The sequence below is a fragment of the Roseivivax sp. CAU 1753 genome (assembly GCF_054482575.1).
Window position 1 is genome coordinate 234,846 of the sequence record NZ_JBTLRF010000006.1, and the last position, 22,382, is coordinate 257,227.

The window sequence follows — 22,382 nt, forward strand, 5'->3', positions numbered from 1 at the left end:
ACCGGCAAAAGCCGCGGTGCAACCAGAACTTCCCGCCCCTTCATCTTTCAAGAAAAACGCGCGGGGTGTGAATTGGCGGCCCGCCGCCAAGAGAGGGGCAAGGCCCCTCTGACCGCCCGATGATCGGCACGATCAGCGGGCCAGACCAGCCGCGCGGGCACCGCGCGACCAGCATCACAAGGTCCTTGTCAGGCGCGCTTGTCGATCCGGGCGACGCCCAGAACGTCCAGAACCTTGGCCTCGATATCCCCGGCGTTCAGCCCCGCGACAGCGTACATGTCCTGCGGGCTGGACTGGTCGATGAAGATATCCGGCAACACCATCGACCGGTATTTCAGCCCCCGGTCGAACACCCCCGCATCGCTCAGAAGCTGCGCCACGTGGCTGCCGAAACCGCCGACGGCACCTTCCTCGATGGTGATCAGGGCCTCATGGTCCCCGGCCAGCCCGAGGATCAGGTCGCGGTCCAGCGGCTTGGCAAAGCGCGCATCGGCAACGGTAGGAGAGATCCCCCGCGCCTCCAGCGCCTCGGCGGCCTCCAGCACCTCCTGCAACCGCGTGCCATAGGACAACAGCGCCACCCGGCTGCCTTGGCGGATCATCCGGCCCTTGCCGATCTCGAGGATCTCGCCGCGTTCGGGCATGTCCACGCCGACCCCCTCGCCCCGCGGATAGCGGAACGCGATGGGCCCCGCGTCATGCGCCGCCGCGGTGGCGACCATGTGCTTCAACTCCGCCTCGTCCGCCGCCGCCATCACCACAAAGCCCGGAAGGTTGGCAAGGTAGGCCACGTCGAAGGACCCCGCATGGGTCGCGCCGTCCGCGCCCACCAGCCCGGCGCGGTCGATGGCAAAGCGCACCGGCAGCCGCTGGATCGCCACGTCATGCACGATCTGGTCATAGCCCCGTTGCAGGAATGTCGAATACAGCGCCGCGAAGGGCCGCATGCCGCCCGCCGCCAATGCCGCCGCGAAGGTCACGCCATGCTGCTCGGCGATGCCGACGTCGAAACAGCGCGACGGATAGCGCTCGGCCATCAGGTTCAATCCGGTGCCATCCGGCATCGCCGCGGTGACCGCACAGATGCGGCTGTCCTCCGAAGCCGCCTGCACCAGCGCTTCGCCGAACACGCTGGTATAGGACGGCGCGTTCGACGGCGCCTTTTTCTGCTCGCCCGAGATCACGTCGAATTTCGCGGTCGCGTGGCCGCGATCCGGGCGGCCCTCGGCGGGGGCATAGCCCTTGCCCTTCTTGGTGATGACATGGATCAGGATCGGCCCGTGCGCGCGCGCCTTCACCGTGCGCAGCACTGGCAGCAGGCTGTCCATGTCATGCCCGTCAATGGGTCCGAGATAGGAAAACCCCAACGCCTCGAACAGCGTGCCGCCGATGGCCATGCCCTTGATCATGTCGCGGGCGCGCTTGGCGCCTTCGCGAAACGGCTCGGGCAGAAAACTCACCGCGCCCTTGGCGACGTCCTTGAGCGACTGAAACGGGGCCTCGGCATAAAGCTGCGACAGGTAGGACGACATCGCCCCCACCGGCGGCGCGATCGACATCTCGTTGTCGTTCAGGATCACGATCAGCCGCTTGCCCAGATGGCCCGCATGGTTCATCGCCTCGTAGGCCATGCCCGCCGACATCGCCCCGTCGCCGATCACCGCGATGGCATCGCCATGCCCGGTCTCGGACGCACCACCCAGGTCGCGCGCCGCGACAAAGCCCAGCGCCGCCGAGATCGAGGTCGAACTGTGCGCCGCGCCGAACGGATCAAAGGGGCTTTCGGACCGCTTGGTGAAGCCCGACAAGCCCCCCTTCATCCGCAGCGTCCGGATGCGGTCGCGGCGACCGGTCAGGATCTTGTGCGGATAGCTCTGGTGCGACACGTCCCAGATGATCTTGTCGCGCGGCGCGTCCCAGATCGCGTGCAGCGCCACGGTCAGCTCCACCACCCCGAGCCCTGCCCCCAGATGCCCGCCGGTCTCCGACACCGCCGAGATTGTCTCGGCACGCAGCTCGTCGGCGACCTGCCGCAGCTCGGGGTCCGAAAAGGCTTTCAGATCGGCGGGCGTATGCACTCGGTCGAGCAACGGGGTCACGGGACGGTCGGACATTGGAACAGCGGGCCTCCTTGGCACCGGGACAGAGCGCCGCGGCAGAACGTCAGGTCCGACGGGCGATACCGAAGCGGGCCGCCGCAATCAAGCCGCCCGCGTCGTCACCATAGACAGATAGGGCGTCACAGGCGCTGTCCACAAGCTCTGCGGCGCGCCGTTTCGCCCCTTCGAGCCCCAGCAGCGACACGAATGTCGCCTTGCCGCGCGCGGCGTCCTTGCCCGCGGCCTTGCCCATCGCGTGCGAATCCCCTTCGACATCCAGAATATCATCCGCGATCTGGAACGCGCGACCAAGCGCAGCGGCATAGGCGCGCATCGGTCCGGGATCGGCCCCGCCCAGACGCGCGCCCGCCACGGCGGGCCAGACGATCAGCGCACCGGTCTTGCCGGCCTGCAATGCGGTGATCTCATCGAGTGTCAGGGGCATTGCCGCGGTTTCGGCGGCCATATCAAGGGCCTGACCCATCACCATCCCCTCGGCCCCGGCGGCGCGCGCAAGGTCCAGTGCAAGTGCCGCGCGGATCGCCGGATCCGCATGGGTCGCGGGATCGAGACACAATTCGAACCCCAGGGATTGCAGCGCATCGCCGACCAGCACCGCGGTGGCCTCATCCCACTTGCGATGCACGGTGGGCTGGCCCCGGCGCAGATCGTCGTCATCCATGCAGGGCAGATCGTCATGCACGAGGCTGTAGGCGTGAATGGCCTCGATCGCCAGCGCCGGGTTCAGCGCATCGCCGACCCCGTGCAGGGCCGCGCTTTCCAGTGCCAGATAGCCGCGCAGCCGCTTGCCCCCCCGGACCGCATAGCGCATCGCGTCGCAGACCGGCAGATCCGGGGCGCCTCTGTGCCAGGCGTCGAACCCGGCCTCGATACGGTCCTGCGCCTGTCTCAGCCCGGCCTCGAACACCGCCCCGCTCAGAGCCCCTCGACCGGCCTGGTTCCGGTCGGCTGGCCGTCGCCGTCAAGGGTGATCGCCGCAACCTTTTCCTCGGCCTCTTTCAGCTTCGCCTCGCAGCGCTTCTTCAGCTTCGCCCCCCGCTCATAGAGCGTGATCGAATCCTCAAGCGCCACGTCGCCGCGTTCCAGCTGACCCACGACCTGCTCGAGCGCGCGCATCGCGGCCTCGAAGCTCATCTCCTCGACGGGGGTTTCGGTCTCGCTCATTGGCCTGCCTCCATCAACGCCGCCACATGCGCGGCTCCACTTTCGCTCAGCGCCTGAAGATCATAGCCGCCCTCCAGTGTCGAGACCACGCGCCCCCGACAGACCTCTTCGGCCACCGTGCAAAGCGCGGTGGTGAGCCAGCGGAAGTCCCCGGTCTCCCATTCGAGATTGGCCAGCGGATCGTCGCGATGGGCGTCGAACCCGGCGGACAGGATGATCAGGTCCGGCGCAAAGGCACGCAGGCGCGGAAACACCCGGTCCTCGTAGACCGCGCGCATTTCGGCCCCGCCCGATCCGGGTGCCAGGGGCAGGTTCAGGACATTGTCATGCGCGCCGGTCTCTTGCGCGGCACCGGTGCCCGGCCAGAGCGGCGACTGATGCGAGGTGATCGTCAACGCGCGCGCCTCGTGCCACAGCAGATCCTGCGTGCCGTTGCCGTGATGAACGTCAAAATCGACCACCGCCACGCGGTCGAGGCCCAGCACATCCAGCGCATATTTCGCCCCGATGGCGGCGTTTCCTAACAGACAGAACCCCATGGCTGTCTGCGTCTCCGCATGATGCCCCGGGGGTCGCATGGCCACGAAGGCGTTGGCCACTTCCCCGCCCGTGACCATCTCGACCGCTTTGATCACGCCCCCCGCGCCGCGCCGCGCGGCCTCGAGCGATCCGGGCGACAGCCAGGTGTCGCCGTCCACCTGGTGGAGGCCGCGCTTCGGCACATGCGATGCAAGCGATGCGATATAGCTCTGCGGATGACACCGTGCGATGTCGGCATCCTGCGCCGGCGGTGCCGCGACGCGCACCAGGTCGAACCCCGCCAGCGCATGCAGCAGATGCGCGATGCGGGCGACACGCTCGGGGTGGCCCTCCGGCGTCACATGATTGAGGGCCGCGTCATGGGTAATGAGTGCCGTCGCCATTCGATACCTCCGCCGGACCCCGCCCAGCAAACCGGGAAATCCACCCGCATTCAACCGCGAAAACCGCGCGCCCCTGTTCACGAACGGACCGGAAATACTCCGGAGAGCGCGAGAGGCAGAGCCTCTCGCAGGGGGGGGGGGGGGGGGGGGGGGGGGGGGGGGGGGCTCAATGCCGGGCGCACCCCTCAATCGGGCGACAGCATGTATCCCGCGCCCCGCACGGTCTGCAGATAGCGCGGCTCTTTCGGATTGGCCTCGAGTTTGCGACGAAGCCGCGTGATCTGGACATCGACCGCGCGTTCCTGCGCCTGGTCCTTGTCGCGGCCCAGATCCTCGACCAGTTGCGACCGCGACAGCGCCATGCCGGGCGCTTTCGAGAAGATCCGCATCAACTGCGCCTCGGTCGCGGTCAGCCGCACCGGCTCCGCGCCGCGCCACATCTCGCCGCGCTCGACATCGTAGCGGATCGGCCCCAGCGTGATGACCTTGGGCTGCGCGGTCTCGGGTTCGACCTCGGGCATGCGGCGCAGGATGGCGTTGATCCTGAGCAGCAACTCCTTGGGCTCGAACGGCTTGGCAAGATAGTCGTCCGCCCCCGCCTCGAGCCCGGCGATGCGGTCCTCGGTTTCGGCCCGTGCGGTCAGCAGCAGGATCGGCGTCGCCGAATTTTCGCGGATGAACCGCGTCAGGCTGACCCCGTCCTCGCCCGGCATCATCACGTCCAGCACCAGCAGATCGAATTCGAGCCCGGTCAGGATGCGGCGGGCATGGCCCGCGTCCCGCGCCGCGCTGACCAGAAACCCGTGCCGCATCAGGAATTTCTGCAACAGGCCGCGAATGCGTTCGTCGTCGTCGACAATCAGCAGATGTGCGTCCGGATCACTCATCCCCGTCCCTCCCTCAGCGCGGCATACTGGCGCTGCAACTCGGGGTCCATCATCGCCTCGAGCACGCGCTTGAACCCCGCCACCGCGTCCGGCCCGGCATCGCGGTAGGCGCGCCGCATCCGCGCCCGCTGGGCATCCGACAGCGCGCGTTCCAGCGCGCTTCCCTTGTCGGTCAGATAGAGATGACGCTCGCGCTTGTCGGACCGCCCGATCCTGCTTTCCACCAGACCGTCACCAATCAGCGTGCGCAAGACACGGTTCAGAGATTGCTTGGTGACCCCGAGGATCGACAGCAGGTTGTTGACCGTCGTGCCGGGCGCGCCGTTGATGAAATGCAACGCCCGGTGGTGAGCCCGCCCATAGGCGTGGTCCGACAGGATACGGTCGGGATCGGCCGTGAAGCCGCGATAGGCAAAGAACATCGCCTCGATGCCCTGCCGCAGTTGCTCATCGGTGAGGAAAAGAAGTGTCTCGCCCCCGATGGATGCGCCGCGCTCTGCCTCTGCCATGCCAGCCCCCCTCATTTGCCGGTCAGTTTAAGTCAGCCTTGTTGACATTCCAACACTGCAATGATAGCGATTCACAGTTTTTGTGAAATATTATGTCCGGATCGGACGTTTTTCACGCAACATGTGGAAATATGCGCTAGGGAGTGGACGCGATGGCCGGATCTTACGATGACCGCGACGGAAAAATCTGGATGGATGGCCAACTGGTCGACTGGCGGTCGGCCAACATCCATGTGCTGACCCACGCCCTGCATTACGCCAGTTCGGTGTTCGAGGGCGAGCGCGCCTATAACGGCAAGATCTTCCTGTCGCGCAAGCATTCCGAGCGCCTGCACTTCTCGGCGGGCGAACTCGACTTCGAGATCCCCTATACCGTTGACGAGATCGAGGCGGCCAAGATGCAGGTGCTTGCGGCGAACGGCTTTACCGATGCCTATATCCGCGCGGTTGCCTGGCGCGGGGCCGGCGAAGACATGGGGGTCGCCTCCAAGCGAAACCCCGTTCGGCTGGCCATCGCCGCCTGGGAATGGGGCAGCTATTACGGCGATGCCAAGATGAAGGGCGCCAAACTCGACATTTCCAAGTGGAAGCGCCCCTCGCCCGAGACGATCCCGGTGCATGCCAAGGCCGCCGGTCTCTACATGATCTGCACCACCTCGAAACACGCCGCCGAGGCCAAGGGCTGTTCCGACGCGCTGTTCATGGATTACCGCGGCTATGTGGCAGAGGCGACGGGGGCCAACATCTTCTTCGTCAAGGACGGCGAGGTCCACACCCCCAAACCCGATTGCTTCCTCAACGGACTGACCCGCCAGACCGTGATCGGCATGCTGAACGACCGCCAGATCAAGGTGCACGAGCGGGTCATCATGCCCGAAGAGCTTGAGGGCTTCGAGCAGTGCTGGCTGACCGGCACCGCCGCCGAAGTGACCCCCGTGGGGCAGATCGCGGACTACAATTTCGAGGTCGGCGCGCTGACCCGCGACGTAGCACAGGGCTACGAGGACCTGGTCCGCGCCTGAGGCTTTGCTGCACTGTCGCATCTCCGCGCCCGGTGTTGTCGACGCCGGGCGTTTCCTTTTGCGGACAGGCGGTCTAACCCGAACCGCATCGGTTCTGAATTGAGGAGCACCCGATGGACGGTCTCGACACATCGACCCTGCTGACGCTTGCGGCGGTGGCTGCGGGGGCAGGCATCCTTGGCGGAACGCTCGCCGGTCTGCTGGGGGTTGGCGGCGGTATCGTGATCGTCCCGGCGCTTTACCTGGCGCTGTCCCTGACCGGGATGGAGCCCGCGCTGATCATGCAGGTGGCGGTCGGCACGTCGCTGTCGACCATCGTGTTCACATCGGTGTCGTCGGGCTGGGGCCATTACAAGAAGCAAAGCATCGACTTCGACGTGCTGAAGCTCTGGGCCCCGGCGATCCTGGTGGGCGTGGTGATCGGCGGCATTCTCGGGGGTGTGGTGTCGGGCTACGTGCTGATTGCGGTCTTTGCGGTCGTGGCACTGTTGGTCGCCGGCGACATGATCTTTCGCAGTCCCCAGGCCGCCCCCAGCCCGCGCAGCTTTTCAAAGCCGGTCTGGGCGCTGTTCGGGGTGTTCGCCGGGGCTGTCTCGGCGATGATGGGGATCGGCGGCGGTACCGTTTGCGTGCCGCTGCTGAGCTTTCTCGGCTACGATATCCGCAAGGCCGTGGGCACCTCGGCGGCGATCGGCTTCATCATCGGCCTGCCCGCCGCGATCATCTACGTGATCACCGGCTGGGGCGTCGAGGGTTTGCCGCCCTTCTCGCTCGGCTATGTGAACGTGATGCTGGCCATCGTGATCATACCGCTGTCGACGAGCTTTGCCCGCGTCGGCGTCGCCATCGCCCATGCCATCCCGCGCCGCGCGTTGCGGCTGGCCTTCGGGTTCTTCCTGCTGGTGACGGCGGTGCGCATGGGGATGGACCTGTTCTCGGGCGCAGCCTGACAGCGCTACTCGGGGCGACTGTGCAGGCCCGCCCGTATGGCGGAATAATCGCGTCCGCTCTCAACCTCGACGCCCAGCGCGCGCAGGTCTTCCATGGCAGAGCGATCCTTGGCATCCGCGCCCTTGCCCGGCTCGCGGAAGATCGCCCGCACGATCCGGCCCGGATGCCGCCTGGCCACCGCCAGATAGACCGGGGGGTCGTGTTGCCCGGTGTCGCCGATCAGGACGAAGGGCAGCCCGGGATGCGCCGACAGGATGGCGTCGATGGAACTGCCCTTGTGGTCGCCATGGGTGCCCGAAATGAACTGCGTCCGCGAGAGGCCCAGATCGCGCAGGAAGATCGGTGCCTTGGGCATGTCGTGACGCGTCAGGATGCGGACGAGGAAGTGATGCAGATTCCACGGCGAGGATGAGACGAAGAACACCGGCGCGCCCGCTGCCTCGAACTGCCGCATCAGCGCCACCGCATCGGGGAATACATGCCGCGTCAGCGCGTTGCCGGTCAGCGACGTCCAGAGATTGCGCGCCAGCGAATAGGCCCCGGTCTCGAGCACCGTGTCGTCGATGTCCGAAATCACGCCGAACGGCGCGTCGGGCCCGACCACCAACGCCTCGAGCTGCTTGCCCTCGCCGTCCAGCGTCACGTCGCAGACGGCCCAGCCGGGGGGCGCGTCATTGCGGGGCAGATGCAGGTGGAAATAGCCCTCTTCGTCGGTGATCGCCGACACCTCGCCTGCCTTGACCTCGACGCTGGCCACTTCTGAGGTCAGGAACAGCGACACCATCTGGCGCAGGTTCGTCCACCAGTTGCCCTCGGGCGACGGGGCGGTGCGGCGCAGCGCGGTCAGCACACGCCCCCGGAAAATGATTTCCGAAGGCGTGGCATAGCCAAGATAGGAGTCGATCACCAGGTTGTCGGTCCGCCGCGCGGGCCGAAACCGGTCGAGCAGACGTTCGGCGGGGTGAAGGACCCGTGCGAGCCGTCGCTTGACCATCGCGTCAGCTCGGGCTCAGGCCCCGAAGGCGTTCGGACCGGCGCCGCAGCACCTCGACCGTCGCCAGGAGGCAGATCGAGATCCCCACGAGGATCGTCGCGGCCGCCAGGATCGTCGGCGAGATCTGTTCGCGCAGGCCGGTGAACATCTGCCACGGCAGCGTCTGCAATTCGGCCGAGCCGATGAAGATCACCACGACAACCTCGTCAAACGAGGTGATGAAGGCAAAGAGCCCCCCCGAGATCACGCCCGGCAGGATCAGCGGCATCTGCACCTTGAAGAAGGTCCGGACCGGGTTCGCCCCAAGGTTCGCCGACGCCCGCACCAGCGACTTGTCGAACCCCACCAGAGTTGCGGTCACGGTGATGATCACGAAGGGAATGCCCAGCACGGCATGCGCCAGCACGACGCCCCAGTAGGTGCCGACAATGCCGATCTTCGAATAGAAGAAATACATCCCCGTGGCCGAGATGATCAGCGGCACGATCATCGGTGAGATCAGGATCGCCATGATCCACTGGCGTCCGGGCACGTGGCTCTGGCTAAGCCCAATGGCCGCCAGGGTGCCCAGCGTGACCGAGATCAGCGTGGCCACCGGCGCGATGCGCACCGAGTTCCAGACAGCGCCCGTCCATTCGGGGTTGGTCAGGAAGTCGCGGTAGTGCTTGAGGCTGTAGCCCGCAGGATCGAGACGCATCATTTCCGGCGTGAAGGTGAAGAAGTCCTCGGCATTGAACGACAGCGGCATCACCACGATGATCGGGGTGATCAGGAACACCAGGATCGCGCCGCAGATCACCCGGAACGTGTAATGCCAGAGCACCTGCCCGGCGGTCAGGTAGGGCACCAGCTTCTGGCGGTAGCGTCGCTGCCCGATCCAGTAGATGAACCAGCCCAGGAACCAGCCGAACAGGGCCAGCACGATCAGCCCGGGAAGCTGGCCAAAGACAAAACCCACGATGGCGAAGATGCCGGTGAGACCCCACTTGAACTGGCGTTCCATTTCGGTGCCGACGAACTTCATGGCCGCAACGGCAAGCGCCGCGCAGATCAGTGCGCCAAGCACGATGCCAAGCAGGCCGGACCCTTGCGCGGTGCCGACGAAGAGGCCGAAGAACGCCCCCGCCGCCCCGACAACCCCGGCAGTGAACCCCAGCGGCTGGGTCTTCGTTTCGGTCAGGACCAGGTCACTCATGGCTCAGCCTCCCAGCTTGACGTTGTCGATGCCCACGATCCGGTCATAGGCCCAGTAAAGCAGCAGGACGACGACCAGAAGGATCGTGCCCAGTGCCGCCGCCAGACCCCAGTTCAGCGAGGACGAGATGTGATAGGCGATCCGGTTCGAGATGAAGGTACCGGTGGTGCCGCCGACGATTTCCGGCGTGATGTAGTAACCGATGGACAGGATGAAAACGAGGATCGAGCCCGCGCCGATGCCCGGCACCGATTGCGGGAAATAGACCCGCCAAAACGCCGTCCAGTTGGTCGCGCCCAGCGATTTTGCCGCGCGCACATAGGTCGGCGGGATCGTCGACATCACCGAATACATCGGCAGGATCATGAACGGCAGCAGGATATGCGTCATCGCCACGATGGTGCCGAACTGGTTGTTGATCATCACCAGTCGACTGTCGTCTGCGACGATGCCCAGCCAGACCAACACATCGTTGATCACCCCCTGTTGCTGCAACATCACCTTCCAGGCCGATGTCCGCACCAGCAGCGAGGTCCAGAACGGCAGCAGCACGAGGATCATCAACAGGTTCGCGGTGCGGGCAGGCAGGTTCGACAGCAGGTAGGACACCGGATAGGCCAGCAGGATACAGCTGCAGGTGATGACCAGCGACATGAACAGCGTGCGCTTGAACAACAGCCCGTAGATCCGTTCGTCCGCATCGCGCAGCGCGGGACCATCGGCGGTCTTCTGCATGTCGACCGCGTTCAGGAAATACCCCGATGTGTAGTTCGGCGAATACATCTGAAGCGTGGTCCAGACCTCTGGCGAACCCCAGTCCTCGTCGATGGCGATCATGCCGTCCTTGAAGGTGACGGTTTCGAAGTCGCCCACCGCCGCATCCGCCGCCTTGAGCAGCGCGGCCTGCGGTCCGGTGTAGGCGGCGACGTCGGCCTCCATCAGGTCGGCATAAAGCGCCGTGTGAACAAGGCCGAACGGCTCTTCCTGAAGCGGGCTGTCCTCGTCCTCGGTCTGGGTGAACCGGGCGAAGGTTTCGTAGGTGGCCGCGGTGCGGGGCAGCAGGTCGATGATGTCGTCGCGCAGCTCGAAGCGTGGCATGCGGCCATCTTCCCCGGCGGCGTCGAAGGCCTCCTGCTTGGCGATCCAGTCGGGGTCGCCCATCAGCTCGGCCCAGGGCCGTGCCTCGTCCCATGCCGGGTCCAGATCGTCGAACTGGTCGAAATAGACATCCGAGATGTCGTCCAGCTTGCGACCGGTCTGCCGGAACAGCGACGACATGCCGGTCTGCTCGTAGTTCAGACGAGAACCGAGGCGGGTATGCTCCTTGCGGGTCTCGGCAATGAAAAGGTCGTAGAACAGGGCCTCGAAGGTCGCTTCGTCCGGTGCCGCGCCAGAGGTGGCATCCCAGTCGCCGATCCGCGCCGCGGTGCGCGGCAGCGTGTCCGAAACGATCTGGTTCTCGACCGAGCGGAACAGCATGTCGCCGATGGGCGCGATGAAGGTGATCACGACGAACAGCAGAAGCGGCGCCACCAGCAGCAGCGCGCGGACCTTCTGGATCCGCAGGGATCGCGACAGCGACTTCTTCAGCGGCGTGCCGTCGGCGGCAAGCATCGGTCCGTCATTCCGGTCGGCGGTATCGGCGGCGCGCATGCCGTCGTCGGGGGTCGGCCCCGCGACCTTGCCGAGATCGGTGCTGGAATCGCTCATGGTTCAGGCCCCCTCTGCGAGGATGATCGTGCTGGTGGCGGTACGCCGACGAATCTCGGCGACCTCCTGATAGGCGGGGTCGTTATAGGCGGTCCGGGCGGCGTCATAGGAATCGAACTCGACCACAACATGCCGGGACTCGGCGTTGCCCTCGACGATCTCGCTGGTGCCGCCGCGGACAAGGAACCGTCCGCCGTGACCCGTCAGGATCGGCGTGTCGCGCTCGACGTATTCCCGGTAGGCGTCCGGGTCGTTCACCGTGATATGCGCGATGATGTAACCTTTGGGCATTCGGCCCCCATCCATCCCTGTCGCGGCATTTGCACCGCGTTTCTTATTGCTTGGAAACCGGGCAGCGCACCGCCCGATTCAGGTTTGCCGGGCGCGACCGGAGACGACCCCGACCGCGCCCGAACCTCAGATCACTGGGCGAGCCAGGACTGGAACTTCGCGTCGATGTCGTCGCGATAGTCGGCCCAGAACTCGTAGTTGTAGAGGAACGTGTTCGCCGCGTTGGCCGGATCGGTCGGCATGTGCGGCTTCATGTCATCGGGCACCAGCGGAGCCGAGGACGCACGCGCCGGACCGTAGGAGATGTACTTGGCCTGATCCGCGAGACGCTGCGTGTCGGTGGCGAATTTCAGGAAGTCCATGACACGCGCCAGACGATCGTCGGGCAGGTCGGCGGGAACGATCCAGCCGTCAAGGTCGAACACCTGAGCGTCCCACATCATGCCGACGGGCTGGTCCTGCTCTTCGATGACCGAAAAGAGACGGCCATTGTAGGTCGAGCCCATGAAGATTTCGCCATCGGCCAGAAGCTGCGGCGTGTCCGCACCGGCCGACCACCAGATCACCTGATCCTTGATGGTGTCCAGCTTGGCGAGCGCCCGGTCCTGGCCTTCGTCGGTTTCCAGAACGTCGTAGACGTCTTCCTTGGCAACACCGTCACAAAGCAACGCCCACTCGACGTTGTTGATCGGACGCTTCTCGAGCGCGCGCTTGCCGGGATACTTTTCCAGGTCGAACACGTCGCAGATCTTGCTCGGGGGTTCGACGCCATCGGGCACCATGTCGGTGCGGTAGCCGAAGGTGGTCGAATAGACGATCTGCGGGATGTAGCAGTCAGACACGATCAGGTCGCCGAAATCGTCCGACGCATCGGTGCCGTCGGGGGCCGCGGCAAGCACGTCGTCATGGTCGATCTCCATCGCCAGGCCTTCGTCGCACAGACGGATGGCATCGGCGGCAACGACGTCGACGAGGTCCCAGGTCACGTTGCCCGCTTCGTTCATCGCGCGCAGCTTGGCGACCGCTTCGGCCGAGCTTTCGTCCCAGCTGATCGACACGCCTTCGTTCATCGCCTGGTAAGGCTCGACATAGGCTTGCTGCTGGCTGCTCTGGTAGGCACCGCCCCAGCTGACCAGAGTCATGCTGTCGGCCATGTTGCCATGTTCGGCGGCGAACGCAGCAACGCCGCCCACGGTCAATGCAGTTGTCGCAAGAAGTATCTTGGTGGATTTCATTTGTAGCTCCCTAGTGGTTCCCGTTTTTTGGTGTCGGAGGGGCCCGGGTCACGGGTTGGACCGGCATGGCCCTCATTGCACCCCCGCGCGGTCGCCCTTGGGGGCACCACGCAGGGTATTTTTTCATGCTACGCGTCAAGCGCGCGGCAATCCTCTGGCAGCCAGCCGATCTCGATTTCCTCACCGGGCCGCAGGCGCCGCTGGTCGGGCGCGTTCCGGCTCTTGATGACGAAATCCTCGTTGCCGGCGACCGACAGGCGCGTCCGGAAGATGTCGCCCATATAGACGAATTCCTTGACCTTCGCCTTGAGCAGATGCGCGTCTTCCTTGAGCCGGTCCTTGTTGAACTCGACCCGTTCGGGGCGGATCGAGACCTTGGTCCGCTCGCCCTTCCTGGACACGTTCACCGGCAACGCATCGATGATGTCGCCGGAGTCCAGCTTGACCACGCAGGTATCGCCCGAGATCTCCTCGACCACGCCCTCGAGCGTGTTGTTCTCGCCGATGAACTGCGCAACGAAGCTGTTCTGCGGCTTCTCGTACAGCTCGTCGGGCGGGGCCAGCTGCTGGATGCGCCCGTCCTCGAACACCGCCACGCGGTCCGACATGGTCAGCGCCTCGGTCTGGTCGTGGGTCACGTAGACCACGGTGATGCCGAGGTCATGCGCCAGCTTGGTGATCTCGAATTGCAGGGTTTCCCGCAGTTGCTTGTCGAGCGCGCCGAGCGGTTCGTCCATCAGCACCAGTTCGGGTTCGAACACCAGCGCGCGCGCCAGTGCGATCCGCTGCTGCTGACCGCCCGAAAGCTGCGCCGGACGACGGCCCGCAAAGGCCCCCATCTGAACCATGTCAAGCGCGCGCGTGATCTTGGCCTCGCGGTCGGACTTGCTCATGTTGCGCACTTCGAGCGGAAAAGACAGGTTCTCTGCCACCGACATGTGCGGGAACAAAGCGTAGTTCTGGAACACCATGCCGATGCCGCGCTTGTGCGGCGGGATGTTGTTGATCGACGTGCCGCCCAGCTTGATCTCGCCATAGGTCGCCGTCTCGAACCCCGCGAGCATCATCAGGCAGGTGGTCTTGCCCGACCCGGAGGGCCCGAGCATCGTCAGAAACTCGCCCTTGGGCAGCGAAAGGTTGAGGTCTTTCACGACGAGCGTTTCACCGTCGTAGCTTTTCTGGACACGCTCAAACGCGACGAACGCATCGGTACTGGCCGCTTGCACCAAATTCCGTCTCCCTGGTTTTATTGTCGCGGATTTCTTCCGCTGTGGTTGGGCAAACTAAATAGCTTGGCGGCGCGTGTTGCAACTGCCTTGGCTCTCCGACGGGGAATTCGCCTCTGAAAAACACGATTCGACTGTTAAAGCGGCGCAAATCGGGCTTTTTGGCCCGCCACCGCGCCCCTGACCGCCAATCCGCCTGCAAGCCCAGCACCGGATGAAAGCCGCACGCCCGCCAAAGGTGATTCTCTGGAACGGAAAAAACGCGCCTTGATGTATACATCTATGACCCGGCGGCGCACAGAACTGAGGCACAGAAGGGCGAATTGCCTCTCGTTTCCGAAATTTTCCGCGCGGATGTCGTTTTTGATTGGTCATGGTTGTACACATTCAGTCAACTGGAAAGGATCGACCCCCACTTCTGCCCTGAAAGGCGCGATATGGATTTTCATCGTTTCTCCAAGGACCTGCCTTTTTCCAAGGCGGAATATACACGCCGCCTCGACAAGACCCGTCACGCCATGGATCGCGCCGGTATCGATGTGCTGTTTGTTACCGACCCGTCCAATATGGCGTGGCTGTCATCCTATGACGGATGGTCGTTCTACGTGCATCAGGGCCTGCTGGTCTTTCCCGACGCCGATCCGATCTGGTGGGGGCGCAATCAGGACACCAATGGCGCGATCCGCACCGTCTGGATGGGCGACGACCGGGTGATCGGCTATGCGGACAACTACGTCCAGTCCACCGAACGCCACCCGATGCAGGACCTTGCCAGCCGGATGATCGGCATGGGTCTCGAGAAGGCGCGCATCGGGGTCGAGATGGACAATTACTACTTTTCGGCCAAGGCCTTCCAGACCCTGCAGCAAGACCTGCCCAACGCCACCCTCATCGATGCCACGGCGCTGGTGAACTGGCAGCGCGCGGTGAAATCCGACGAGGAACTGGTTTTCATCCGCCGCGCCGCCAGAATCTCGGAGAAGATCGTCGACGGATTGCTCGAACGGGTCGCGCCCGGCGTGCCCAAGAACGAGGTCGTGGCCGAGGTCTATCGCGACGCGCTGACCGGGGCCGACGGCCATTGGGGCGACTATGCCGCCATCGTTCCCCTGTTGCCCTCGGGGTCCAGCGCCGCCGCACCGCACCTGACATGGGACGGCCAGCCCTTCGTCGAGGGCGAGGCCACGTTCTTCGAAATCTCGGGCTGTTACCGCCGCTACCATGCGCCCTTCTGCCGCACGATCTTTCTGGGCGAACCGTCGGACATCTTCAAACGCGCCGAGGCGGCCCTTGTCGAGGGGCTCGAGGCCGGGCTGGACGTCGCGCGGGCGGGCAACCGCGCCTGCGACATCGCCAATGCGCTGGCCGCGCCGCTGGAAAGCGCCGGGATCGAACGCGGCGCGCGCTGCGGCTATCCGATCGGGCTGTCCTATCCGCCGGACTGGGGCGAGCGGACGATCTCGTTGCGTGCAGAGGACCAGACCGTGCTCGAGCCGGGAATGACCTTTCACTTCATGCCGGGCCTCTGGATGTCCGACTGGGGGCTCGAGATCACCGAGTCGATCCTGATCACCGAGGACGGACCCGCCGAAACCTTCTGCAACCGCCCCCGCAAGATGTTCGTGAAGACATGATCGAGCTGTGGACCACCGAGACCATCCTCGCCGGGTTGATCGCGCATCCCACCGTCTCGTCCGAACCCAATCGCGCCCTGATCGACCATATCGCCAATCTGCTGGAAGATGCCGGTGCGCGGGTCGATGTCTATGCGGACGCCGCGGGCGGCAAGGCCAACCTCTTTGCCACCATCGGCCCCGAACGGTCGGGCGGCGTGGTGCTGTCAGGCCATTCCGACGTGGTTCCGATCACCGATCAGAACTGGACCACCGACCCCTTCCGCATGTCCGCGTGGAACGACGCGCTTTACGGTCGCGGGGCCTGCGACATGAAGGGGTTCATCGCCGCCACCATCGCCATGGCCCCGGAATTCGCCGCCCGCGACCTCAAGCGCCCGGTGCATTTCTGCTTTACCCATGACGAAGAGGTCGGCTGCCTGGGCGCGCAGGCGCTGGTGCCCGAACTGAAGAAGCGCGCGGTGCAACCCTCCATCGCCATCATCGGAGAGCCGACCGAGATGCGCATCATCGAAGGCCACAAGGGGTGCTGCGAATACACCACCACCTTTACCGGCCTCGAAGGGCATGGCTCGACGCCGGATCTGGGGGTGAACGCGGTGTCCTGCGCGGTGCGCTACGTCACCCGCCTGTTGCAGCTTTCCGACCGGCTGCGGACCATGGCGCCCGAAACATCGCGCTTCGATCCGCGCTGGACGACGATCAACATCGGCAAGCTGGCGGGCGGGCACGCGCATAACGTGATCCCCGGTCACGCCACCGTCGAATGGGAAATGCGTCCGGTGCAGTCCGGCGATGCGCAATTCGTCAAGGACCAGATCGGCGCTTACGTGGAACGCGACCTCTTGCCCGCGATGCGCAGCATCCATCCCGACGCCGATATCGTCACGCAGGTGATCGGCGAGGTCGCGGGGCTCGAGCCGATGTCCGACAATGCCGCGCGCGACCTTGTTGCCGCGCTGACAGGGGCGAACGAGGTCGAACTGGTGCCGTTCAGCACCGAGGCCGGCCTGTTTCAGGAAATGGGCATGTCGGTCGTGGTCTGCGGCCCCGGCTCGATCGCCCAGGCGCACAAGCCCGACGAATTCGTCAGCCGCGACCAGATGTCCCAGTGCCTCGAGATGCTGCGCGGCCTGGGCGCGCAGATGGCCGCATGAGCGACGCCGACACCCGGCACCGCACCCTCTACGACGTGCTGCGTGCGCGCATCTGCCTGCTGGATTATCCACCCGGCACCAAGCTCGGCGAAGAGGCGCTTGCGGCGGAGTTCGGCGTGTCGCGCACGCCCCTGCGCCGGGTTCTGGCGCGGCTGGCCGACGAGGGCCTTGTCGATACGCGGCACGGGGTCGGCACGCTGGTCACGGATGTGGAGCCGGGCGAGCTGGCCCATATCTACGCGCTGCGTCAGGAACTGGCCGAACTGGCCGGTCGCCTGTCGCCCCGCCCCGTCACCAGCGGCATGATTTCCGCGGCGCGCGATTTCCTGGCCCGGGCCGAAGCGCTCGGCGCGGCCCCCGATGCCCGTGCCTTTGCCGAACTCAACCAGGCGTTCTTCGCCTTCGGGCTGACGCTGACGGCAAACGACGCATTGGCCGAGATCTCGGAGCGGCTATACCAGCGTACGGCCCGGATCTGGCAGCTGCGCATCTCGACCCTCGATCTCGCGCGGGAATGCGAGATTTTCGCCGCCGAGGTGCGGGAAACGCTGGCCGCGCTCGAAGCCGGCGACATGCAGGCCGCGGCGCTGGTGCGTCGGGCGCATGTGTCGATGTCCTACCACCGGCTGAGCGGCTGAGCGGCCGAGCAATAGAGCAGCAGGCGCGGTCGGTCGCGTTGCCGCCGCCACGAAAAACGCCCCGGCCATCGACCGGGGCGTGTGTGTCATCCTCTTCGGGCAGGGCGTCAGGACAGCCCGTCGGGGTACCAGTCGCCCAACCTGACGTCCGCGCCCTCGACCATCGACGCGAATGCCTCGGGGTCCTGCGTGCCGCCGTCGCGGCCACGATAATGGTAGGGATAGACCACCTTGGGCTGGAACGCGTTGACGCCCTCCGCCGCCTGTTCCGCCGCCATGGTGAAGGGCAGGTTCATGCAGACGAAAGCGACGTCGATGTTTTCCAGCGCGCGCATCTCGTCGGTGACCTCGGTGTCACCCGAGATATAGATGCGGAAGCCGTCGAAATCGAGGACATAGCCGTTGTCGCGGCCCACCGGGTGGAAGTTCATCCGCTCTTCGGTGGTGTTGTGCGCGGGCACGGCGCTGATGCCGACGCCCATCATCTCGCCGCTGTCGCCATTGGCCATCGCGGTCGCCTTGGCGGCAATCGCTTCGGGCAGCATGTCGAAAACCGCGGGATTTGTGACAAGCTTGGTGTCCGCGCCAACGACGGCCTGCAGCACTTCGGCATTGTAATGATCGCCATGCTCGTGCGTGATCAGCACCAGATCGGCGGCAGGCATCTCGGCATAGGACTCGGTGTCGCCGACGGTATCGACATAGATCACCCCCGCAGGCGTCTCGAGCACGAAGGACGCATGCGCGACCGGATGGACGGTGATCGGCCCGGCCGCGGTCTCGAAGGTGTTCGAGGCGTGGGCTGCGGCCATCGCCGCGAAGGGCATGACAGTGGTGCCGACGGCGGTGGCGGCGGCGGACACCAGAAAGGTGCGGCGGGTCTGGATCATGTACGTGGTCCTCTGGTCTGGGTGCTTGGGTACAGGGAACATAGCGCCCGGTCCGCGCGGTTCAAATCACTGGCATGTCATTGCCGCGCGGCTCCTCTGATCGGAAACCGGAATTGTGTTTTGTTTCCATTCCGGGTCATAATGTGACCAAATTTGACCCTTATGTCTCTGGAAAGATCGTTGCCACAAGACGGTCACGCAGGACAGGGCACGCCCATGTTGGAATTTGAAAGCGTCAGCAAGTCGTTCTGGACGGGATCGCACCACAAGGTGATCCTGAACCAGGCGTCGTTTCGCGTTGAACGGGGTGTGAACATCGGCATTCTGGCCCCGAACGGCACCGGCAAGACAACGCTGATCAACATGATGGCCGGGCTTGAGAAGCCGGACGAAGGCGTGATCCGGCGCGAAGGCGGCGTGTCTTTCCCGCTGGGCTACATGGGCGGCGTCGTGAACCGCATCTCGGCGCGCGAAAACGCCCGCTTCATCGCCAAGATCTACAGCCTCGATCCGGACTACGTCGAGGCCTTCTGCCGGTGGCTCTGCAACCTTGGCGAATACTTCGACCAACCCCTAGGCACTTATTCGGCGGGCATGAAGGGGCGTTTCAGTTTCGCGCTGTTGCTGGCGCTCGATTTCGACATGTACCTCATCGACGAAGGCATGCCGAACTCGACCGATGTGGAATTCAACAAGAAGGCAGGCGATCTGCTGGCAGAGCGGCTGCAACGCTCGACGCTGGTGATCGTATCGCACCAGCCCCAGATCCTTGAAAAATTCGCACAGAAGGCAGCGGTCCTGATGGATGGCCACCTGCATATGTTCGACACACTGGAAGAGGCCAAGCGGCTCTATGACTACGAAACCCAAAGCTAAGAAGTTTCGCATCCGCCGGAATGAACAGGCCGCGCGCGCCGAGGGTGCCGCCCACCCTGTGTCCCCGGCGTCCGCGGTCGCGCCTGCCGTTACCTCTAAAGACCCGACGCCCCCGGCGGCGGGCGCGCCGCAACAGCGCGCTCCACAGCCCGCCCCCGAACGCCCCGCCGAGCCCCCGGCCGCGTCCAGCCCCGAGCCGCAAGCCGCCCGGGTCGCGCCCCGTTCGGGCGAAGTGGCAAGCGCCGGCGAGGTGGCCGGAGAGACCGACATCCAGAAGATCCGTCAGGAAGGCCTGACCGGGCGCCAGTTGCGCATGGCCCGGCGGATGGCTCAGAAACACGGGCTTGCACCGACATCCGATTTCGATGCCGTGCGGCTTCTGCGCAAGAAAGGCATCGACCCGTTCCAGCGCGCCAACATGCTCGAACTGGTCATCGGCAATACCGGCGAGCCCGGAACCGGCGATGACGCCAAGGTTCCCGCCAAGGCCAACACCGTCGATCCGGTGCGGACCGGCGATGGCGTCCGGCTGCCGCAGACCGTCGAGGTGAAGAAGGCCGCGGTACCCACGACCGAGACGGCAAACCCGTCCGAACGCCGCGCCATCGAAGTTGCCCGGGTGCAGCGCGAGATCGGCAAGCGCCGTCGTCGCCGGTTCGTGCTGCTGCTGGCGCGCCTGGCCTTTTTCGTGATGCTGCCGACCTTCATCGCAGGCTATTATTTCTACGTTGTCGCGACGCCGATGTATGCGACGAAGTCCGAATTCCTGATCCTCAAGAACGATGGCGGCGGCGGTGGCAGCGGCATGGGCGGGCTGTTGTCCGGCACCCAGTTCGCCACCAACCAGGACGCGATCGCGGTGCAGTCCTACCTGTCCTCGAAGGATGCGATGCTGCGCCTGACCGACGACGAGGGCTTCAAGCAGCACTTCACGCAAGGCGGGCTCGACCCGATCCAGCGGCTTGAACCGGACGCCTCGATCGAGGATTCCTACAAGGTCTACAAGCGCAACGTGCAGATCGGATACGACCCGACCGAGGGCGTGATCCGGATGGAAGTGCGCGCCGCCGATCCGGTCACCGCGACCCGGTTTTCCGATGCGCTCATCGACTATGCCGAGGAACGCGTCGACAACCTGACCCAGCGCAAGCGCGAAAACGCGGTGACCGACGCCGAACAGGGCCTGATCGATGCCGAGGCAAGCCGCATTGCCGCGCAAGAACGGCTGGTCCGCCTGCAGCAGGAAAACGCGCTGCTCGACCCCGAGGCCAAGATCGGCGCGCTGCGCGGCCAGATGAACACGATCGAGGTTCAGTTGCAGGAAAAAGAGCTGCAACTGCAGGCGCTGCTCGACAACGCGCGGCCCAACCGCAGCCGGGTCGACGGGGTGCAGGGCGATATCCGCCGTCTCAACAACATGCTCGAGACGCTGACCACCCGGATGACCACGGCCGTCTCCGGCGAGGATTCGCTGGCCGAGATCGCCATCCAGGTACAACTGGCCCAGGCCGACCTCGCCACGCGCGACATGATGCTGCAATCCGCGCTCGAACGGTTGGAAAGCGCCCGCCGCGAGGCCGACAGCCAGGCGCGGTATCTCACGACCTCGGTGCTGCCGGTGCCCTCGGAAGACCCGAGCTATCCGCGCAGCTTCGAAAACACGCTGCTGTCTTTCCTGATCTTCGCGGGCATCTACCTGATGATCTCGCTCACCGCATCGATCCTGCGCGAACAGGTTTCAAGCTGACCTGACACCGGCGCGGGCTCCACGGTCCGCGCCGCGTATTTCGAAAATGGAAAGGCAGGGGCGGCGCGCCGTCTTCTTGGTCTTTCCATTTTGAAAATACGCATCGCAGGTTTCGCCTTCGCCGCGCCGCAGAAAATCCGGGTACCGACACCCTTCAGAGGTTGTCGCTGGTCCGGAAGCCCGGCGGGATGGTGTCGCGGCCCCCGAGTACCAGATCGGCCATGACCTCGCCCACCTTCGGGGCCATGCCGAATCCGATCTTGAAGCCGCCGTTGGCAATGAAATGGCCGGGTCGGTCGGGCCAGTGCCCCAGCATCGGCGCGCGGGTTCTGGCGCGCGGGCGCACCCCTGCCCAGCGGCGCAGGACGCGCACGCCCCGCAACGCCGGAACCGCAAGGGCGGCGCGCGTCAGAAGCGCGTCCGCCTGGTGATCGACCGCGTCCGGCGCGTCGAAGATCCGTTCCGTGGTCGAGCCGATGGCAATGGTGCCGTCGTCATGCGGCACGATGTGAAGCCCGTCGGCGAAGAGTTGCGGTGCGGCGCGCATGTCGCAATCGACCAGCAGCGCCTGTCCCTTGATGCCGGTGCCCACGGTTTTGCCGGTCGCGTCGCCGAGGGCGCGGAGCCCCTGCCAGCCGGTCGCCCAGACCACCGCACCTTGCGGGTCGCCCTGGCTTAGGACCTCGCCCCCCAGGGCGCGCAAGGCCGCCACCAGGGCCGCGCAGGCGCGCGCGGGGTGGATCCGTGCGCTCAGCGTGTCGTGGATCAGCAGTCCGGTCGGGCTTGCGGGTGCGAATGCGCCGGCCCCGGCACTGTCGACAACGCGCCATGTCGCGTGGCCCTGCCACAGGGTCGCGGCGCTTGTCTGACGGGCCCGGGCCATGTCGAGCGCGGCGGCATCGGCCACGGGTTGCAGCCGTCCGCGCCGGGCATAGCCGGGCGACAGGCCGCCTGCGTCGCGCACCTCGGTCCAGTATGCGTCGGCCATCAGCAGGCTCTCGAGCTGAAAGGCTTTTTTCGCATTCCAGTTCTCGGGCACATGCGGAGCCAGCGCGCCGACGATGCCGCCGGAGGATCCGGCCCCCGGACCGGCAGGGTCGATCACCCTTACCCGCGCGCCGCGGCGCAGACACGACCAGGCAACCGACAGGCCGAATATGCCCGCGCCCATAATGGTGACGTCTCTTGCCATCTATGCGCCTTTGCCCCAGAT

The 22,382-nt window shown here is 65.3% G+C and carries 21 protein-coding genes; 7 read left to right on the forward strand and 14 right to left on the reverse strand.

Annotated features, from left to right (window positions below; genetic code table 11):
- Nucleotides 1-188: 188 nt before the first annotated feature.
- The 6 genes from dxs to ACXYMN_RS14415 form a co-directional block, all read right to left on the reverse strand.
- On the reverse strand, nt 189-2,114 hold the full coding sequence (gene dxs / locus ACXYMN_RS14390) for a 1-deoxy-D-xylulose-5-phosphate synthase (protein ID WP_459014409.1): 1,926 nt from the start codon (nt 2,112-2,114) through the stop codon (nt 189-191).
- Nucleotides 2,115-2,163: 49 nt separating this feature from the next.
- Nucleotides 2,164-2,991, reverse strand: coding sequence for a polyprenyl synthetase family protein (locus tag ACXYMN_RS14395; RefSeq protein WP_459014463.1), 828 nt, complete (start codon nt 2,989-2,991; stop codon nt 2,164-2,166).
- Nucleotides 2,992-3,035: 44 nt separating this feature from the next.
- Complete coding sequence (locus ACXYMN_RS14400) at nt 3,036-3,284, reverse strand: exodeoxyribonuclease VII small subunit (RefSeq protein ID WP_459014410.1); 249 nt, start codon at nt 3,282-3,284, stop codon at nt 3,036-3,038.
- Nucleotides 3,281-4,207: a histone deacetylase family protein gene (locus tag ACXYMN_RS14405; protein ID WP_459014411.1), complete on the reverse strand. Its 927-nt coding sequence runs from the start codon at nt 4,205-4,207 to the stop codon at nt 3,281-3,283. The genes ACXYMN_RS14400 and ACXYMN_RS14405 overlap by 4 nt, the downstream gene beginning before the upstream one ends.
- 185 nt (nt 4,208-4,392) lie before the next feature.
- Nucleotides 4,393-5,094 carry a response regulator gene (locus ACXYMN_RS14410; RefSeq protein WP_459014412.1) on the reverse strand — a complete coding sequence of 234 codons (702 nt, stop codon included), beginning with the start codon at nt 5,092-5,094 and terminating at the stop codon, nt 4,393-4,395.
- Entirely contained in the window at nt 5,091-5,603 is a 513-nt protein-coding gene (locus ACXYMN_RS14415; RefSeq protein ID WP_459014413.1) for a MarR family winged helix-turn-helix transcriptional regulator, read from the reverse strand. The genes ACXYMN_RS14410 and ACXYMN_RS14415 overlap by 4 nt, the downstream gene beginning before the upstream one ends.
- Before the next feature lie 152 nt (nt 5,604-5,755).
- Here ACXYMN_RS14415 and ACXYMN_RS14420 point away from each other — a divergent pair, with 152 nt between their 5' ends.
- Entirely contained in the window at nt 5,756-6,625 is an 870-nt protein-coding gene (locus ACXYMN_RS14420; RefSeq protein WP_459014414.1) for a branched-chain amino acid aminotransferase, read from the forward strand.
- A 113-nt stretch (nt 6,626-6,738) separates the two neighbouring features.
- A complete protein-coding gene (locus tag ACXYMN_RS14425; protein WP_459014415.1) occupies nt 6,739-7,575 on the forward strand; it encodes a sulfite exporter TauE/SafE family protein in 837 nt (278 codons plus the stop codon).
- A 5-nt stretch (nt 7,576-7,580) separates the two neighbouring features.
- Here ACXYMN_RS14425 and ACXYMN_RS14430 read toward each other — a convergent pair whose 3' ends face one another.
- The 6 genes from ACXYMN_RS14430 to ACXYMN_RS14455 form a co-directional block, all read right to left on the reverse strand.
- Nucleotides 7,581-8,570: an App1 family protein gene (locus ACXYMN_RS14430; protein ID WP_459014416.1), complete on the reverse strand. Its 990-nt coding sequence runs from the start codon at nt 8,568-8,570 to the stop codon at nt 7,581-7,583.
- A 4-nt stretch (nt 8,571-8,574) separates the two neighbouring features.
- Nucleotides 8,575-9,765, reverse strand: coding sequence for an ABC transporter permease (locus ACXYMN_RS14435; protein ID WP_459014417.1), 1,191 nt, complete (start codon nt 9,763-9,765; stop codon nt 8,575-8,577).
- Between the two features lie 3 nt (nt 9,766-9,768).
- Nucleotides 9,769-11,418, reverse strand: coding sequence for an ABC transporter permease (locus tag ACXYMN_RS14440; RefSeq protein ID WP_459014464.1), 1,650 nt, complete (start codon nt 11,416-11,418; stop codon nt 9,769-9,771).
- Nucleotides 11,419-11,478: 60 nt separating this feature from the next.
- Nucleotides 11,479-11,766 carry a DUF1330 domain-containing protein gene (locus ACXYMN_RS14445; protein WP_459014418.1) on the reverse strand — a complete coding sequence of 96 codons (288 nt, stop codon included), beginning with the start codon at nt 11,764-11,766 and terminating at the stop codon, nt 11,479-11,481.
- A gap of 131 nt (nt 11,767-11,897) precedes the next feature.
- Entirely contained in the window at nt 11,898-13,001 is a 1,104-nt protein-coding gene (locus tag ACXYMN_RS14450) for an extracellular solute-binding protein (protein ID WP_459014419.1), read from the reverse strand.
- A gap of 128 nt (nt 13,002-13,129) precedes the next feature.
- Entirely contained in the window at nt 13,130-14,230 is a 1,101-nt protein-coding gene (locus ACXYMN_RS14455) for an ABC transporter ATP-binding protein (RefSeq protein WP_459014420.1), read from the reverse strand.
- Between the two features lie 434 nt (nt 14,231-14,664).
- Here ACXYMN_RS14455 and ACXYMN_RS14460 point away from each other — a divergent pair, with 434 nt between their 5' ends.
- From ACXYMN_RS14460 to ACXYMN_RS14470, 3 genes are read left to right on the forward strand one after another with little or no spacing between them, the layout of a single operon-like run.
- The gene (locus ACXYMN_RS14460; RefSeq protein ID WP_459014421.1) at nt 14,665-15,861 is read left to right on the forward strand and encodes a M24 family metallopeptidase; all 1,197 of its coding nucleotides are present in this window, start codon (nt 14,665-14,667) and stop codon (nt 15,859-15,861) included.
- Nucleotides 15,858-17,018 (forward strand): acetylornithine deacetylase, encoded by a 1,161-nt coding sequence (gene argE, locus ACXYMN_RS14465; protein ID WP_459014422.1) that lies wholly within the window; start codon nt 15,858-15,860, stop codon nt 17,016-17,018. Before ACXYMN_RS14460 ends, argE begins: the two co-directional genes overlap by 4 nt.
- Nucleotides 17,015-17,656: a GntR family transcriptional regulator gene (locus ACXYMN_RS14470; protein ID WP_459014423.1), complete on the forward strand. Its 642-nt coding sequence runs from the start codon at nt 17,015-17,017 to the stop codon at nt 17,654-17,656. Before argE ends, ACXYMN_RS14470 begins: the two co-directional genes overlap by 4 nt.
- Before the next feature lie 107 nt (nt 17,657-17,763).
- Here ACXYMN_RS14470 and ACXYMN_RS14475 read toward each other — a convergent pair whose 3' ends face one another.
- Nucleotides 17,764-18,546 (reverse strand): MBL fold metallo-hydrolase, encoded by a 783-nt coding sequence (locus ACXYMN_RS14475; protein WP_459014424.1) that lies wholly within the window; start codon nt 18,544-18,546, stop codon nt 17,764-17,766.
- A 216-nt stretch (nt 18,547-18,762) separates the two neighbouring features.
- On the opposite strand from ACXYMN_RS14475, the gene ACXYMN_RS14480 reads away from it, so the two are divergent.
- Entirely contained in the window at nt 18,763-19,422 is a 660-nt protein-coding gene (locus ACXYMN_RS14480; RefSeq protein WP_459014425.1) for an ABC transporter ATP-binding protein, read from the forward strand.
- Nucleotides 19,400-21,169: a capsule biosynthesis protein gene (locus ACXYMN_RS14485; protein ID WP_459014426.1), complete on the forward strand. Its 1,770-nt coding sequence runs from the start codon at nt 19,400-19,402 to the stop codon at nt 21,167-21,169. Before ACXYMN_RS14480 ends, ACXYMN_RS14485 begins: the two co-directional genes overlap by 23 nt.
- 154 nt (nt 21,170-21,323) lie before the next feature.
- On the opposite strand, the gene ACXYMN_RS14490 is transcribed toward ACXYMN_RS14485, so the two are convergent.
- On the reverse strand, nt 21,324-22,361 hold the full coding sequence (locus ACXYMN_RS14490) for an NAD(P)/FAD-dependent oxidoreductase (protein ID WP_459014427.1): 1,038 nt from the start codon (nt 22,359-22,361) through the stop codon (nt 21,324-21,326).
- Nucleotides 22,362-22,382 lie beyond the last annotated feature (21 nt).